Raw genomic sequence first — 15776 nt, 5'->3', positions numbered from 1 at the left:
TTTCTCTTCCTCAATTTTTCTTCATCTCCCTATTGACTTTTTATTTGCAGACTTCCATGAGAACGGTCCTGGAGCATTGTATGGCGCGTCAAAAAAATTATGCAGATGCCGCCGTATAATCCATGAAAAAGAAGGGGAGATTAGGAACGAGAATTTTTTGGATCGCGGAGGTGTGCCATGGATATGACGAATCAGGACTATGGAAAACTGGTCAACCAATACTCTCAGTCCTCCCCTCTGGGGAAAAATATGGTGTGGGCCTTTTTGGTGGGCGGCGCTATCTGTACCGCGGGGCAGGGGCTGTCCAACCTCTATCAGAACTGGGGGATGGATCAGGATGTAGCCGGCGGCGCCGTCTCCATCACCCTGATCCTGGCGGCGGCGCTGCTGACCGGGCTTGGGTGGTTTGACAAGCTGGCCAAGCGGGCGGGGGCCGGAACCCTGGTGCCCATCACCGGTTTTGCCAACGCCATGGTCTCCCCCGCTCTGGAGTTCAAAAGCGAGGATTGACCTATAATAGACATACAGTCGGTTCTATGGAGTGAGTATGCTGATTTAGTCCAAAATCAAAGCTTCCTCCCGACTTATCATTTGCACGCATTCACCTTAAATGGTGGGTGCGTGCTTTTTTGTTTTCAATGCATTTTCATAATACCTCATCAGCCTATTTTAGTCGATGGGGAAATTTTTCTTTTTTGAAGGGTGGTCAAAAGGGGTGCCATTTCTACATTCATTACGAGAGGTGCATTCGAGGTGTTTTATGACTTGCCGACCGCAGACTCTCAACCTGTTACCACAGCACTGTACCTTGAAAACCGAATACGATTCCAAGACATCACCGTGTTCGAGCCACTATGAGCAAGTGAAAGGGGCCTGGTCAAGCTCCATTGCGACGACAGCACGGGAAAACAATGGTACACTCGTCCGGCTAGGTCTCAAACCGAGGGACGACGCACCCACAAGCATGGGCCGAGGCTGAAATGCCTGTGTCCCCCTGACCAGGGGACTTGGAATCGACTCTATTTACAACTCTGTCAGGAAGGAGGTGTATGAGATGAGCTGCACACAAAAACAACAGTTGGTGTGCTTTCCGAAGGTAAGAGTTTATAAGCCGTGGTTCCGACACTTCAATGATCACAAGGATTTCCGGAACGAAGGAACTGTCCATCTATTCAGTCTCATGGCGCTCTTCAGCTACGCTAATTTTCGATCCAATGAACGCGTGATCAATGGCGACCGATATATGGAGGCACCGGGTCAGTGGATCTGCAAGCTCGGGGCATTGCCCAGAATCCTTCGAGTCCACTCCAAGACTCAGGCGCTTGAGCTGATGGAGTACTTCCAGAATCATGGATTCCTTACCTTTGAGATCTTGGATGAGGAAAAGGAAATACTCCGCTTCACGATTGCCGATTGGAAAGAGCACTGCACACACCTACAGTATAACTATTACAGCTATAAAGGATCGGGATTCTTTTTCTTCCCGCTGCCTGTCGGCAGACTGCTTCTGAAGACTGCACGAAAGGAAGTCGGAATTGTATTCAGTGAATTGGACGCCATCATGGATATGTGGCTCCACACAATCCTGAATGACCCCAAAGTGCGAGGATCTGAGTATATGCCGGTTGTCTATTACTCCAATATGCGAGGTATGCCGCTGCTCTCATATACTTACCTTGCTCGTCGTTGGGGCTGGTCAAAGTCCCGAGTCGGACGCTTCATGTTGAAGGCCGGCGAATATGGAATTATCAGCCGTGTGAGTTTTTCCAGCTCACGCGGCTCTGTCATTTCAATGTGCCGCTATCGTGAGATGATCTACGGTGAAGGCTGTGAGGAACTCGAACTAAGCAGGATTGGCGAGATCATTGGTATTGCTAAGGCGATTGATGTGGTGGAAGCAGACGACAGCAAACTCGATATCAGCGTCGAGTCTCGCGTCCCGCCAGAGAAAACAATAGGTAAAGCCAGAAAGTCCTTGAAAATACAGGTGTTTCTGGTGGTTCGCTCCTCTTTTTTTGCTCGGCAGATTCCATTAGTCTTCTACAGTTCTTTAGACTGGGAGATGTCTGAACAGGAGAAGAGTAGTCGTGACCCGCCCAAAGAATCCACACTCGGAAAGGAGATGAAATCATGACCTCTGACAGCACACCCGTCTTTGCGCTTGAGAAGGAAGCGTTGAAGACTGAGATTGAGACTGGCCTTCAGGTTGGCGTAGATCATCTGGAGGACAAGCCGATGAAACGCAAGCCGGTGGAAAAGTATCACAACACCAGGTACTTGCTCAAGCAATACCGCAAGGTGGCCTATGCGATCCAGATCTCGGAGTCTGACATGAATGTCAGGATGGAGATGGAACATGGCACCCGGCTTTCCACACTGGAGGTCAATGCAGAGCTTGCGGGGGTTGATTTATCCGGCTCAAAGCTTGAAGGATATGCACGCACAGTCATCCGGAGCAAGAATATGCTCCAGATCATCAAAAACGCGCTGAACACGGTAAGGCTGGATCCGGATCATGGGGAGTTGATGTACCAGATCCTCTATCTCACCTACTTCTCGGAGAGGAAGCTGGCCAACCGTGAAGCAATCCTTGCAGAACTCGAGCGAATAGGTTTCCAAATGTCGATGGTGACTTATCACAGTTACCTCAATATGGCGATCAAAGCCATCGACCGCATTTTATGGGGTTATACGGCTCGTGATTGTATGGAAATCATCAAGCAATTTCTGCCCTGAACTAAAATTGAACTATTTCCGAACTGTATTTGAAGTCCTGCTTAATTGCATCTGTATTCCATAAATGCTAAGATGATAGCGTCGAAAAGTTTCATCGATGGACGGCCCTCTGCTCTGCCGGGGGCATTTTTCATGCATAAGCCAGGAGTTTGGGTCGCACTGCCCAAGCCCCTGGCTTTTCTTTTCGGCTCTAGTTGAAAGGAGGACTTCCCAGTATGAATCAGAACAAACCTGCCGTCGTCAAGAAGCTGCAGGAGCGATTCAGAAATGTAAGCGTTGGTCGTGGACTGTATATAGCATTTGTGATGCCTACGATGCTGAGCATGTTTTCCACTCGTGCTTTCGCCGCGGATACCATTTGGACGAAGGCGAGTGCGATCATGCAGGATGTGTATACGCAAATCCTCAGCATCAGCACCATTGCCGCAGTTGTTACGGCTGCCGTTGCGCTTCTTCTGATGAACTTCTCCAGATCCGGACGGACGGTTGACGAGTCCCGTGCTTGGTTGAAGCGGATCATCATTACTTGGGCTATCCTGAATAGCCTTGGCTTTATCATGGCCTATGTGACGCCTTTCTTCGCCGGTGGCACTTGGACGCCTTAAAGGAGAAACAAGACATGAAAAAAAGCATCATCTGCTTGGTATCCGGTATCGTCGCTGGTATCGCCATGTGTTTGACAGCGGCTTACTTCCTGCCTGAGAGCAGCTTCGACGACGAGTTGGGCTGCTTCTGATCTGACGCAGGAGGTGTTACATGGGTATCTTAGACAGCATTGTTGAGTGGATTGCCACGCAGATCATGAACCTGCTGGACCTGGTCACAGGATCCGTTCTTGGAGCGCTGGGTTGTGACATGAGCACTTTCTTGCGTTACTTTCCAGCCGCTGAGACACTCTACGAAGTCTTTGTAGCGATTGCTGTTGGCTTTATCCTTTTGAACCTCGTGTGGCAGCTCTTCAAAAACTTCGGGCTTGGTGTGGGCCTTAGTGCGGAGGACCCTACCAAGCTCGCTATCAAGTCTATCCTCTTCATTTTTCTGGCACTGTTTGCCGATCAGATCATGGTGCTCGTCCTGGGAATCGCCGGCACACCATATGGCTGGGTTGTCGATACAGCACTACCTCCCATTGAGTTTTCCAACTTCGGTAGCGTGCTCACGGTGATAGTCGGATGCCTCGCCTCCGGATCCGTGAGCCTTATTGTTTTGATCCTTGTGATCATCATTGCCTGGAACTATATCAAGCTCCTGTTTGAGGCAGCGGAACGATATATCCTTGTCGGAGTTCTGATCTATACGGCGCCCATTGCGTTTGCGACAGGTGCGTCAGAAAGCACATCTAATGTATTCAGCGCGTGGTGCCGAATGCTTGGTGGTCAGCTTTTCCTTTTGATCATGAATGCATGGTGCCTGCGCCTGTTCACAAGCATGGTTGGCAACTTCCTTGCCAATCCGCTGTCCATATGAGGAGGTAGACATGAAACGAAAACGCATATTCACAATCCTTGTGCTCGTGCTGCTCACCTGTGCTCTGTCCACAACTGCTTTTGCCATCGATGAGAGTGAAGTGGAAAGTGCCATTGCAGCGTCCAGTCAAGAAGAAGTTGCCGGCAATATCTTCATCTGGTTCCTGTGTGCCATTGGGTTTCTCAAAGTAAGTCAGAAGATCGATAGCTTCATGGCTTCCCTGGGAGTCAATGTTGGCAGGACAGGAGGAAGCATGCTGGCAGAACTCATGGTAGCCGGCCGTGGTATCGCCACTGCTGCAGGTGCATTTGGAAGCACGGTTTCTAATCGTCACTCCTCGCACGGTACACACAATGGTGGTCAGGCAGCCGGCGCAGCATTTACCGGTGGCGGAAACGGCCTTGTCGGGGTCACCAAACGAGCTGTGGGTAATGCTGCAGCATCAAGTGCAACAGGCACCGGATCTGGTCTTAGCAGCATCATTGGTGGTGCTATGTTCGGCTCCAGCTTAGCAAGCGGGGGCAAGTTCGCAACTAGTGTGATCGGAGCTGTTGCAAAGGGAGATATATCCTCTGTCGGTTCGATCACCGGAGAACAGGCGTCGGAAGCATTGACCAGTTATCTTGGCTACTCAAGTGCTGCGGCGAGTGAGATACAAACGGATGATCCGGTCACAATTCCCACGGCGCCTACCCCAATGAACGGCGAAGATGTTGTCACCCTCGATGGAGGATCAGCAGCCGGTGTTATCCCACCCGAAACTCAACCGTGGGCGGCGCCCAGTGCCCCCAACCCGGTGGTTTCCTCTCCGGTGGGAGCAAAACCAGTTTCTGAAGGAAGCGCATTGACCGGCGTGATCACAACTGCTACGCACACAGCTTCGACCACCCCCACGGCCCCATCTCCCGGCACTGTCCGCGAGGGGGCTGGTGTTCCCAGTTCGCCTCCCACATTCCGCAATGTCGAAATTGGCGGAGGGCGCATCACAGGACACGAAGTTGCTCCTGATGGTCAGTCTGAACGGGAGTTCGCTATGTATAGCACTGAGCAGTATATGGCTCCTACCGGCCCCTACGATACCGTAGAGACGATAGATGGCTCTTCCTGGTACAGGCAATATGCACAGCCGACTGTCGAGAAGACTCCCTATAAGGATGGCGACGATAAGATTCGGTATGAGGAGCGCATTGTTCCTCAAATGCCGCCCGTGCCCAAGAGAAAGGACAAAGTCTAATGAGTGAAGAGAACAGACAGCAACAGTCATCTGCTGAATCCACAGTAGCTGGCGCTGCGAAAACCGGTAAAGCCATTGCCAGCATCGCAAAGGGTGCCGCAACTGGTGGCGCTCATGGGGCGGCCGTTGAGGCTGCAAAATCCTCAAAGAAGTGGACCATTCCCATCGTAGCCGTCATCTTGCTTTCGGTTTTGATTATTGCCATGCTGCCCTCGGTGATATTCGGATCCCTGCTTGGCGATGGCACTGATACTCCTAACGGGATTTCCGATGATACGGTGCTGGTGCAGAACTTGGCGGATATCAACAGTGGTATCAGCATGATCCTCTCTGCGGGACTCGATGATGTGCTGGCACGGATCGACAGTGATTTCACTGCTTCCGGCTGTGACGGTAAGGAAGTCAATAATCCGTTCGGTTCCGATGTGGTGTTTAACGCCAATGCAATCGTTTCCCTGTACTGTGCCTATAAGGACACTGACGCGACCTCCATTTCCAAGGATGATATGGAGAGCCTGCTTGCAGCAAACAAGGACAAACTCTATTCGTTCACCTATACAGACGAGGTGAGAGAAGTCCCCTCTGAGCCTGAAGCAGAAAGCACGGAAACGGTTGCGCCTGACACCACAACCGAGGAACCTCCCGAGCCGACTTATGAGACCATCCGAGTCTACACCATCTCATACAATGGCGAGGCTTATTTTGCAGATCAGGTATTCTACCTGTCTGACGACCAGAAGCTGCTGGCAAGCCAGTATGCGCAAAACCTCACCGTTCTGTTGGGCGATGGTGTTTACCAGGGCCTGAGTGAAACCGAATTCTCTGCCATGGGACTTTCCTATGACGGAGTCATTTTCTCAGATGGTGAGACGCAGGTGGTCTACTACAACCAGTTGGACGAACGCTGGAAGTACGAACTGTACGGCACAGACACCATTGGCGGTTACGCCTGTGGGCCTACCGCTATGTCCATCGTCGTATCCAGCCTGACATCCGAAACTGTCGATCCTCCTCACATGGCACAATGGGCCTATGAGAACGGCTATTGGTGTAGTGGAAACGGCTCGTACCACTCTTTAATTCCCGGTGCTGCTGAGGCTTGGGGATTGAGTGTAGAGGGCTGTACGGCAACAGAGCCCCAGCGCATCGTTGATGCCCTAGCTGATGGAAAGCTCGTGGTCGCCATCATGACAAAGGGACACTTCACTTCCAGCGGCCACTTCATTGTGCTGCGCGGTTGCACAGCTGACGGAAAGATACTCGTCGCAGATCCTTCCAGTTATAAGCGCTCCGAGAAGAGTTGGGATATGTCCATTATCCTCAACGAAGCTAGTAAGCGCGCTGGATCCGGTGGGCCGTTTTGGATCATCGGAAACTGACAATAGAATAGAGGCAGAACATGAGCAAACCGAATGAAGATCGGGATGTCTACTATATCCCACCAAACTTTCTCACAAGTGGGCGCTTATTTGGCGGCATGATTCGGGCACGCAATGCGATTGAAGCTTGCGTGCTCGTCTTATTAACAGGTGTCCCCATTATCAAGTTGCCCTCTTCCCTTACTACACGGATCATCATTTTGTGCCTGGTGTCTCTGCCACTTGGAATCTTTGGTGTGATTGGATTTGAAGGTGATTCGCTTTCTGAGTTCGCTGTTAACTGGGTGCGTTGGCTCATCCATCGCAGGACACTATACCGATCAGACACTCCGGTTCCAGAGGCACCTGAAAAACCAATGAAGGCTGTGTCGGGAATGTCGGCACCTAAGCCGCCCGAGCAGTTAGGGATCAAGATCAAGGAGAACCCCAAGAAGCGGAAAAAGCGCAACCCTGTGAAGAAACCCCATAAAGCAAGCAAGCACAAATCATCAGTTGCAAAGAAAAAGCAGCCCCTCCACGCAGAGGACTTCATCCCGGTCAGAGATATCCGAAACGGCATTATCGAGACTACAGATGGTCGCTATCTCCGTGTGATTGAGGTGGAGCCGATCAACTTCTTGCTCCGTAACATTTCCGAGCAGAAGAACATCGTCGCCAGCTTCGCAAGTTGGATGAAGATTTCTCCTGTAAAGGTCCAAATCAAAGTGCTGACAAAAAAGGCCGATATCGGCAAGCACCTCAATACCATTGAGCGTGAAATGGAGGCAGAGGATAATCCCAAGTGCCGGGATCTCCAACTGGACTACTACCATCTAATCCAGACGATCGGTTCCCGTGAGGCCATCACACGACGCTTCCTCGTCATCTTTGAGTATGAGGCAGTCACCAATCGTAAGCCGGAATACGCAGAGATTGTTTCTGCACTGGAGACCGCTGTTCAAACAGCACGTCAGTACTTTCTGCACTGTGACAATGCCGTTGTCGCTCATGAGGATGAGAACATCTTCCTTATGGAAGTCCTCTACACCATTTTCAATCGTGCCACCTGCGAAGTAAAGCCCGTTGAGAAGCGGGTCCGTGAACTGCAGGCAGCGCGGAAGGACACCGACATTTCGGTTCCTGTACCACTCAAAAGTGTGCTGGCACCTGAGTCCATTGACCTGACCCGTGGGTCCTATGTCGTCATGGATGGTGTCTATCATGCATATCTGATCGTACCCTCTGACGGGTATAACCCCCGAGTGGTCGCCGGTTGGACGAGCATTCTCGTCAATGCGGGCGAAGGCATCGATGTGGACTTTTTCTTTTCCCGCGAACCAAAAGAGCGTATCCAGGCTAAGCTGGGTCAGCAGATCCGAATTAACCGCAGCCGACTCAAGGATACATCGGACACGAATACGGACTTCGATGATTTCGAAAGCGCCATTCGATCCGGATACTTCCTGAAGGAAGGTCTTGCGAACTACGAGGACTTCTACTACTGCAACACCCTGGTCACGGTTACTGCAGATACTCTGGAAAACCTGGAGTGGCGCATCTCTGAAGTGCGTCGCCTTATGATCTCACAGGATATGGACATTCGTATCTGCCGCTTCAGGCAGGAACAGGCGCTTCTCTCGATCCTTCCGTTCTGTAAGCTGGATAAGAAGTTGTTCGAGGCCAGCAAGCGCAATATGCTGACATCCTCTGCGGCCAGTTGCTATCCCTTCACCTCGTTTGAGATGAGTGACGAGAATGGCATCTTGCTCGGTGTTAATCAGCATAACAACAGCCTGGTCATCGTGGATATCTTCAATAGCCGGGTTTACAAAAACGCCAATATGGTACTTCTTGGAACAAGCGGCGCAGGTAAGACCTTCACGCTCCAGCTGATCGCTTTGCGCATGAGGCGTAAAAGCACGCAGGTATTCATTATCGCTCCTCTGAAGGGACATGAGTTCCTGCGCGCATGCAACAATATAGGAGGTGAGTTTATCTCCATAAGCCCTGCCTCCAAGCAGTGCATCAATGTCTGTGAGATCCGTAAGCAAGACTTGAGCGCCAATCAGCTGATAGATGGCGTTGTCAATGAGAACTCCATTCTGGCAAAAAAGATCCAACAGCTGCACATCTTCTTCTCTCTGTTGATCCCCGATATCAACCATGAAGAGCGTCAGCTTCTGGATGAGGCTCTGATTCGAACCTATGCAAAAAAAGGAATCACTCACAACAACGAGTCGCTGATCGACCCAGACCACCCGGATCGGTATCGCGAGATGCCCCTGCTGGGAGATGTCCATGAGATCCTTATGGAGTCTCCGGAAACGAAGCGCATGGGCAACATTCTCAATCGTCTTGTCAACGGCTCTGCGAAGACCTTCAACCAACACACCAATGTCCAACTCGATAACCTCTATACCGTACTGGACATCTCTGAACTTACAGGCGAGCTGCTCCCTGTGGGCATGTTCGTTGCTCTGGACTATGTTTGGGATAAGGCAAAGGAGGATCGCACCAAGGAGAAAGCCATCTTCATTGATGAGGCGTGGGAGCTGATCGGAGACGACGATACCAGTAACCCGAATAACGCAAAGGCGCTGGCCGGAGAATGGGTCCAAGAAATCTTCAAAATCATCCGTGGCTATGGCGGCGCAGCTGTTGCAGCTACGCAGGATATCGGCGACCTTGACAGGAGCCGATTTGGCAAAGGCATCCTGAATGTTGCCAAGACGAAGATCATTTTGAATCTGGAGGAGGATGAAGCCCGAAGAGTGCAGAGCATCCTCCACCTGTCGGATGCTGAGATCATGTCGATTACCCGTTTTGAGCGCGGCCAGGGCCTAATCTCAACAAACTCCAACCACATCACTGTTTCCTTCAAAGCTTCCCCTCTGGAGAAGCAGTTGATCACTACAGACCGCATGGAGCTCAATCAAATCCTCCAGGAAAAGATGGCTCAAAATGCGCATAATGCTGACTTATGAAAACACACCACGAATGTCGTTTACATTAGCTCTACACTATGCGTAACAGCAAAGATCTTTTACACTATGCGGTTTCCTAAGTCTACACAAAGGAGAGCAAAATGAAGTTTGCATATGCTGCCCGAGATCGAGAAGTGGCCTTTATCATTCGGCTGCTGACCATCTTCGGGGTCGTTGAACAGCGACAAATGCGGTTGCTCTTCAATCATTTGAGCAATCGTTCCTATGGCCAGATCCTCGCACGACTCCGGCGAGAGGGTCTGGCCTACTTTTCGCCGGACGGCCAATTCCTTGCCACAAGTAGGTACTCGCTGGACCACGGAAAGACCCTTGAATCTGTCATGGTATTCTGGGCATTCATCAAAATGCGAGACAATGTGCTGGACTTCTGCGCAAGCGACCCTCCGGCTATTTTATCGTTCTCTTCTGCGGCCAAGGATTATGACCTGATCCCTGGCAGTAAGCAGAATATCCCTGCAATCAACGCAGCTCGCACCGTGGTTGCGGAAGCGACAGTCCGCCTGATCGTTGTTGATGATCTGAGCACTCTGGATGAGGTAGAGCCCAGACTGGTCAACGATTATGGCATCTTAGTCGGCCCGAATGGTGTTGAGCAAATCTATAAGATGTGAGGTTACACGATGGAAAACCCCAAATATATCCTTGTTATGCGCCAGGTCGCTTCAGATTATGACGGCATCAGCCATGAACTCTTCCAGATAGCCAATAATCTGGAGCGCATGGATCAGTTCAACCCCCAGCAGAAGCTGTTCAGCCTGGTTCGTAACGCTGAAGTTTCCACGGTCTCCCTGCGAAATCTCACGGCTCGAACGGTCCGTGATGATACCGCACACTTCTACGGTGAGGTGGCTGATCTGCTTGGAATTCGGATCGATGAGACCCATGACTGGCTCAAAATCACAGTGCCTGCAATCCTACCGAAGCGAAACCAGAGGGATAATCAGGCGTTTCTGACACGCCCTCTGCGCTATGCGCTCCTCGACTTCCTCAAGGAAAATCCGATGGAACGGTTCGGAAGCTGTGCTATCTGCATTGTCCATAACTACGATGAGGCACTCGGTAAGCGGCGCATTCGAGACTACGATAACATCGAAACCAAGAGATATCTGGATGTGATCGAGTCTATGCTACTGACCAACGACAGCGGGCTGTTGTGTACGGTGCTTCAGGCCACAAAGGTGTCTGATCGAGACTGCACAGAGTTCTATCTGATGCGACCCGAGACCCTCTCTACATGGGCTAAAAACCACATAAAATCAACTACCAATTCCTGCTTTGAATGAGAGGCAGAAATAGGTAGTGATTTTGAGCCTTCGGGCTGTCCTCACCCAGGGGCTGCAGAAATAGGTAGTGATTTGAGTGAGGTGTTCTGGCTGGGTGTTTTTTGCTTGGTCAGTTTCTGCGCAACTTCGGCAATGCATGCCGCAGCCTCGGGCAGCCTGTCGGCAGCCTTACTGTTTTCAAGATTGGAGTGCCTATGATTACTTGCAAGAACGATCGGTTGCTTGAACTGCTGTGGTTTGTTGGGTACTGTATTGAGTTTCCGACGCAGTTGGCGGTTCGCATCGGTGGTGGTGCTGAGTGGAATCGCAGAGTGATGTATCGGGCGATTCGAGAGGGCTATGTGAAGCTCTACCGCAGGAAACATAAGCGGCATGTAATCCGGTCTCTGAGCTTAACGCAGAAGGGATTTGATTATGTGGCGCAGAGTGATCCTGAGGCAGTGGCCATGATCTATTCTCGAATCAATTGTTCCGAGCGCGTGTACCCATCAAAAGTCGATAAAATCCTGAGACTTCACGCTATCGCCGTGGGCACGGTCATGGCCCATGCGGCCGATGCAGAGATTTTGATCTCACAAAAGCCATCCCTGATGTCCCCGGCAAAGCGCACCTCAAACACAATCACCCCAGATCCAACCCAGTGTTACTACTATGCGTCCCACGAACTGCGAGTCGCCATCGAGGAGTACTCACCGGAATCCGTTTCCAAGAGTTCCCGCACGATTGGTATTGTGGTCAAGGGGAAGCATTGTTATTTCCTCTACTTCACCGGCAGCACACGGATGTACTGGATGAAGAACAGCGAGGAGAACTACGCCGCAGCTGTGAAGAGCTTACTTCTGGCCAGAGGCTTTGGCGTCACCACGATCCATCAGGTCGTGATCGGCTCTACTATGAGCGTGGCGCAGCGCCTATGCCACAGTGCAAAACCATTTGGCAACAAGTACTTTGTAGTTTCCACATTCTTCGCCCAGTGCCTCTTCCTAACCAACAACCCCGATGGTGATTCTCTATTGAAAATCATCCTCAATCCGGACATGGCGCTGGAACTGAACCAGGCCATCCTTGCACCTTACCATCCACCACGGACTCCCAACCGGGAGTATGACGCCATCGATGTCCAACACGACAAACCGGTCATCCTGAATTATCAATGTGATCTCCTGAAGCTATCGGATATCCGTCCGATCCCAGAAGGGTTCCGTGGAAGTCCCATTATGCTCTGCTTCGATTACCAGGCTCAGACGGTTCAGGGAATTGTCGGACCGGCCATCGAAGTGCGTCCAGTAGAAAGTATGAGCAACCATGGAAAAAAGAAAACTGAAAATAGCCCTTAGCCTTGCTGTCCTGATCCCATGCGTGTTGTATATTGCCGGTATTATCGCCCAGTTCATGATCAACATCAACGCATGGAAGGCAGCCGGCAGTGACTATAGCGTCTCCCCAGGTCTCCCATCCCTGGAGCTTGCAGATGTCTTTCGATCCATATTCCACTTTCCAGAAGGCCTGATTGCCATCGGTGTGGTAGTGGTGGGAATTGTACTCATCTGCATTTTTGGACTCCGGATCGGATGGGGCCAAAACGGAGTCACCGATTCCGATCGGAATCTCACTGTCTCAAGCTCTGGTAGCTACGGCACAGCGAGCTTCATGTCACCGAAGGAGGCAAGCGCCTGCTTTGATGTGACAAGTGCGAAGAAGACCGAGCAGGACATCCTTGGCATGTTACCTGATGGTCAAATCCTCACACTCCCCAAAAACACACGCCTCAATTCCAACCTCGCCGTATGTGGCTCGTCGGGCACAGGCAAATCCAGATCCATATCCCGAAATCTGGTCCTCCAAGCGGTGAAGCGTGGTGAGAGCCTGATCCTTACCGATCCAAAATCTGAACTGTATGAATCCATGAGCGAATACCTTCGAGACAATGGATACACAGTTAAGGTCTTCAACCTAATTGAAATGGATCATAGTGATTCGTGGAACAGCCTCAATGAAGTTGGTTCCAGCGAGCTGATGGCTCAGACCTTCGCCGACATCGTACTGCAAAACACCAGCGGAGACTCGAAAGACGCGTTCTGGTACAACGCTGAGCTCAACCTGCTAAAAGCGCTGGTACTGTATGTGGCGTTGGAAATGCCCCCGGAGCAACGCAACCTGGCTACAGTCTACGATCTGCTCTATACACAGACGGAGAAGGGCCTGTCCGACATCATGGCCAGTATCAGCCATGAGCATGTGAACCAATACACCGGCGAGCTTCTTCCGCCATCCCCTGCAGCCGCACCTTACGCCATCTTCAAGCAGTCCAGCGATACGGTTCGAACCAGTGTCATCATTGGCCTAGGCAGCAAGCTGGCCGTACTGCAGGCGCAGCAGGTGCGGAACATCACTTCCTATAACGAGATCGATCTGGAACTTCCGGGAAAGCAAAAGTGTGCCTACTTCTGCATTGTGTCCGATCAGGACAGCACCTTTGATTTTCTCAGCTCTCTATTCTTCAGCTTTCTATTTATCCGCCTGATTCGCTATGCAGATGGATACTGCGAAGGCGGTATGCTGAGCACTAAGGTCAAGTTCGTGCTAGATGAATTTCCGAACTGCTGCCTGATCCCTGACTTCACCAAAAAGTGCTCTACCATCCGGTCACGCGGATGCTCGGTAGCCGTCTTCTTCCAAAATGTAGGTCAGATGCGCAACCGATACCCTGATGACCAATGGCAGGAGATCCTCGGTGCCTGTGACTCCACGGTGTTTTTGGGTTGTACCGATATGCTTACGGCGGAGTACTTCAGTGATCGCATTGGTACCGCTTCCGTTGAAGTGGAGGGTACAATGCGAGAACTCAATACCATGCACATCACCAACTACACACCAAGATTCCGCAAGACCAACTCACTTGGCCGGCGTCAACTGCTTACCCCTGATGAGGTCCTGCGTTTACCCCCGGATCAAGTTCTGATCTTCATTCGAGGTCAGAAAGTCATGCGAGCCAAGCGCTATGACTACTCCCTGCATCCGGACTATAAAAAGCTGAAGAGCCGCAAAGCGATCCTGCATGAGCCTGACTGGAAGACCAGCCAGGCTTCTTCTGTATCTGCAACCGGCCCTTCACCATCCTCATCCATGGCCACCCCTGTGGAAAAGGGCAGCGGCAATCGGCAGAAGAAACCACCTGCGAAGCCAGCCCGTAACACTGAGCGCGAGGTTGTGAATGCGGATGACATCTTCTAGGAAAGGAGCAGAAGAAATGCCTAAGAAGAAAGTAACTGAAGCTGTTGAAGAGGTCGTTCAGGAACCGGTTGTTTCTGAACCTGTGCCCCCTCAGGCACCCCGGCGTCAAGGCAGTGATGACCTGCTTGAACTCAATGATCTGGAGCGTGGCGTTACCCGTGAGGATAGCGAAGACGCCAAGTGGGGCTATCTTGCCGGCGCAGCGCGCAGGCAGCAGATCCTGACCGGCATCGTCAGCAGCGGCATTATTCAGACCGAGAATGGTCTTCCTGTTTGCCCGGTTGATTTTGAAGGCCTCCGCATCCTGATCCCCATTCGTGAGATGGTGTTGACGGAATGGCCTGAAGAGGATCCCATTCCTCGATCTGTCAGAATCCAGATCGGGCGTATGCTGGGTGCGACCATAGACTTCATCCCCGCGGCCGTGGATATCCGCAATCGTGCGGCAGTTGGTTCCCGTAAGGCGGCCATGCTGCAGCGTCAGAAGCGGTACTATGCCACCGGCCGTGTAAAGCCCGGTATCCTGATGGCGTGCCGTGTTCTGGGTGTCGGCAACAACACCATGACGGTGGAAGCTTGCGGTGTGGATACTGAGATCTATGCCCGCAATGTCTCCTGGGAATGGTTCTCTGACATTGCGGATCTGCACTCCACCGGCGACCTGGTCGTGGCCAGGGTCATGGATGTTTCTTACAACGAGGAGCGGGATGTCTATTCGGTCAACCTCTCCATCAAAGAGGCATCTGAGAATCCCGATCGGGCAGCCCTGGAGAAGATCACTCCCAACTCCAACTATTTCGGTGTCGTTACCGGCGTGAAAGACCGCGTGTTCTTCGTCCGCCTTCAGGTGGGCGTCAATGCCAAGACTAAGCTCTATCGTTCCATCGACATGCCCAGCAGACTGGATACGGTCAGCTTCCGTGTCACCGGAGTCGATGAGGAAAACGGCATCGCGCTGGGCTTCATCACCAGAATCATCAAACGCCATACCAGATTGAGGTAACCTTATGAAATACACTCCCAGCAGCCGAGATGCTCTTGACGCTCACTGCAGGGAGGTCATCCGGTCCTGCCTCAACATTGTGGAGCAGCATGGTGACACCTATGTCGCCATCCACAAGGACGACGAGATCGACTGCGTCGTCCTTGTCTCCATGATTCGAAGCTATCCCATCATGTCCATCATTGTCGCTGACAAGATCCTGTTCGCTGACATCAATGCCGATCAGATGTATGGCGTTGCGAACGAACTGAATCTGGACTCGGTCACAGGTTGGCACTCCGTCTTCCTGGCAGATGACAGCATGATCTACATGTACCGGCAATGCCTCTGGCTTTCGATGAATCTGACCTACGAAGACCTCCTTGCCATGCTGAAAGAATGCATCAGCGAATACAAGCGCGGCAAAGGCCGCCTTACTACCGGTGATCATCCGACTAACCCGGTCGCATGACACCC

Annotated in this window: 15 protein-coding genes; all 15 read left to right on the top strand. The window is 51.6% G+C overall.

Annotation, left to right across the window (positions count from 1 at the left end; all coding sequences use genetic code 11):
• Window positions 1-187: hypothetical protein (locus tag NE584_RS03320; protein WP_256181764.1), on the top strand; the 187-nt coding region annotated here is incomplete at its 5' end.
• A complete protein-coding gene (locus NE584_RS03315) occupies window positions 178-510 on the top strand; it encodes a SpoVA/SpoVAEb family sporulation membrane protein (protein WP_256181763.1) in 333 nt (110 codons plus the stop codon). The genes NE584_RS03320 and NE584_RS03315, both read left to right, overlap by 10 nt.
• Window positions 511-1054: 544 nt before the next feature.
• Complete coding sequence (locus tag NE584_RS03310; RefSeq protein WP_226907853.1) at window positions 1055-2134, top strand: hypothetical protein; 1080 nt, start codon at window positions 1055-1057, stop codon at window positions 2132-2134.
• Window positions 2131-2736: a hypothetical protein gene (locus NE584_RS03305; RefSeq protein WP_148337152.1), complete on the top strand. Its 606-nt coding sequence runs from the start codon at window positions 2131-2133 to the stop codon at window positions 2734-2736. Before NE584_RS03310 ends, NE584_RS03305 begins: the two co-directional genes overlap by 4 nt.
• Before the next feature lie 215 nt (window positions 2737-2951).
• Window positions 2952-3341: a fimbrial protein gene (locus NE584_RS03300; RefSeq protein WP_187014372.1), complete on the top strand. Its 390-nt coding sequence runs from the start codon at window positions 2952-2954 to the stop codon at window positions 3339-3341.
• A gap of 151 nt (window positions 3342-3492) precedes the next feature.
• Window positions 3493-4203, top strand: coding sequence for a hypothetical protein (locus NE584_RS03295; protein ID WP_195324853.1), 711 nt, complete (start codon window positions 3493-3495; stop codon window positions 4201-4203).
• Between the two features lie 10 nt (window positions 4204-4213).
• Window positions 4214-5437 carry a hypothetical protein gene (locus tag NE584_RS03290; RefSeq protein ID WP_226907852.1) on the top strand — a complete coding sequence of 408 codons (1224 nt, stop codon included), beginning with the start codon at window positions 4214-4216 and terminating at the stop codon, window positions 5435-5437.
• Entirely contained in the window at window positions 5437-6816 is a 1380-nt protein-coding gene (locus NE584_RS03285) for a C39 family peptidase (protein WP_227151445.1), read from the top strand. Before NE584_RS03290 ends, NE584_RS03285 begins: the two co-directional genes overlap by 1 nt.
• Before the next feature lie 20 nt (window positions 6817-6836).
• The gene (locus tag NE584_RS03280; RefSeq protein ID WP_256181760.1) at window positions 6837-9779 is read left to right on the top strand and encodes a PrgI family protein; all 2943 of its coding nucleotides are present in this window, start codon (window positions 6837-6839) and stop codon (window positions 9777-9779) included.
• Window positions 9780-9880: 101 nt separating this feature from the next.
• Window positions 9881-10411, top strand: a complete 531-nt coding sequence (locus tag NE584_RS03275) for a DUF5697 family protein (RefSeq protein WP_108979817.1) — start codon at window positions 9881-9883, stop codon at window positions 10409-10411.
• A 9-nt stretch (window positions 10412-10420) separates the two neighbouring features.
• The gene (locus tag NE584_RS03270; RefSeq protein WP_108979816.1) at window positions 10421-11083 is read left to right on the top strand and encodes a DUF6100 family protein; all 663 of its coding nucleotides are present in this window, start codon (window positions 10421-10423) and stop codon (window positions 11081-11083) included.
• 194 nt (window positions 11084-11277) lie between these two features.
• Window positions 11278-12420, top strand: coding sequence for a hypothetical protein (locus tag NE584_RS03265; protein ID WP_226907849.1), 1143 nt, complete (start codon window positions 11278-11280; stop codon window positions 12418-12420).
• Entirely contained in the window at window positions 12389-14317 is a 1929-nt protein-coding gene (locus NE584_RS03260) for a VirD4-like conjugal transfer protein, CD1115 family (protein ID WP_226907848.1), read from the top strand. Before NE584_RS03265 ends, NE584_RS03260 begins: the two co-directional genes overlap by 32 nt.
• Before the next feature lie 16 nt (window positions 14318-14333).
• A complete protein-coding gene (locus NE584_RS03255) occupies window positions 14334-15320 on the top strand; it encodes a hypothetical protein (RefSeq protein ID WP_148341922.1) in 987 nt (328 codons plus the stop codon).
• Between the two features lie 4 nt (window positions 15321-15324).
• Complete coding sequence (locus NE584_RS03250; protein WP_148341921.1) at window positions 15325-15771, top strand: hypothetical protein; 447 nt, start codon at window positions 15325-15327, stop codon at window positions 15769-15771.
• Window positions 15772-15776 lie beyond the last annotated feature (5 nt).

Origin of the sequence: Clostridium sp. DFI.5.61, assembly GCF_024462915.1 — a bacterium.
In the GTDB taxonomy this organism is placed as follows: domain Bacteria; phylum Bacillota; class Clostridia; order Oscillospirales; family Oscillospiraceae; genus Lawsonibacter; species Lawsonibacter asaccharolyticus.
This window is presented reverse-complemented; position numbering and strand designations above follow the sequence as displayed.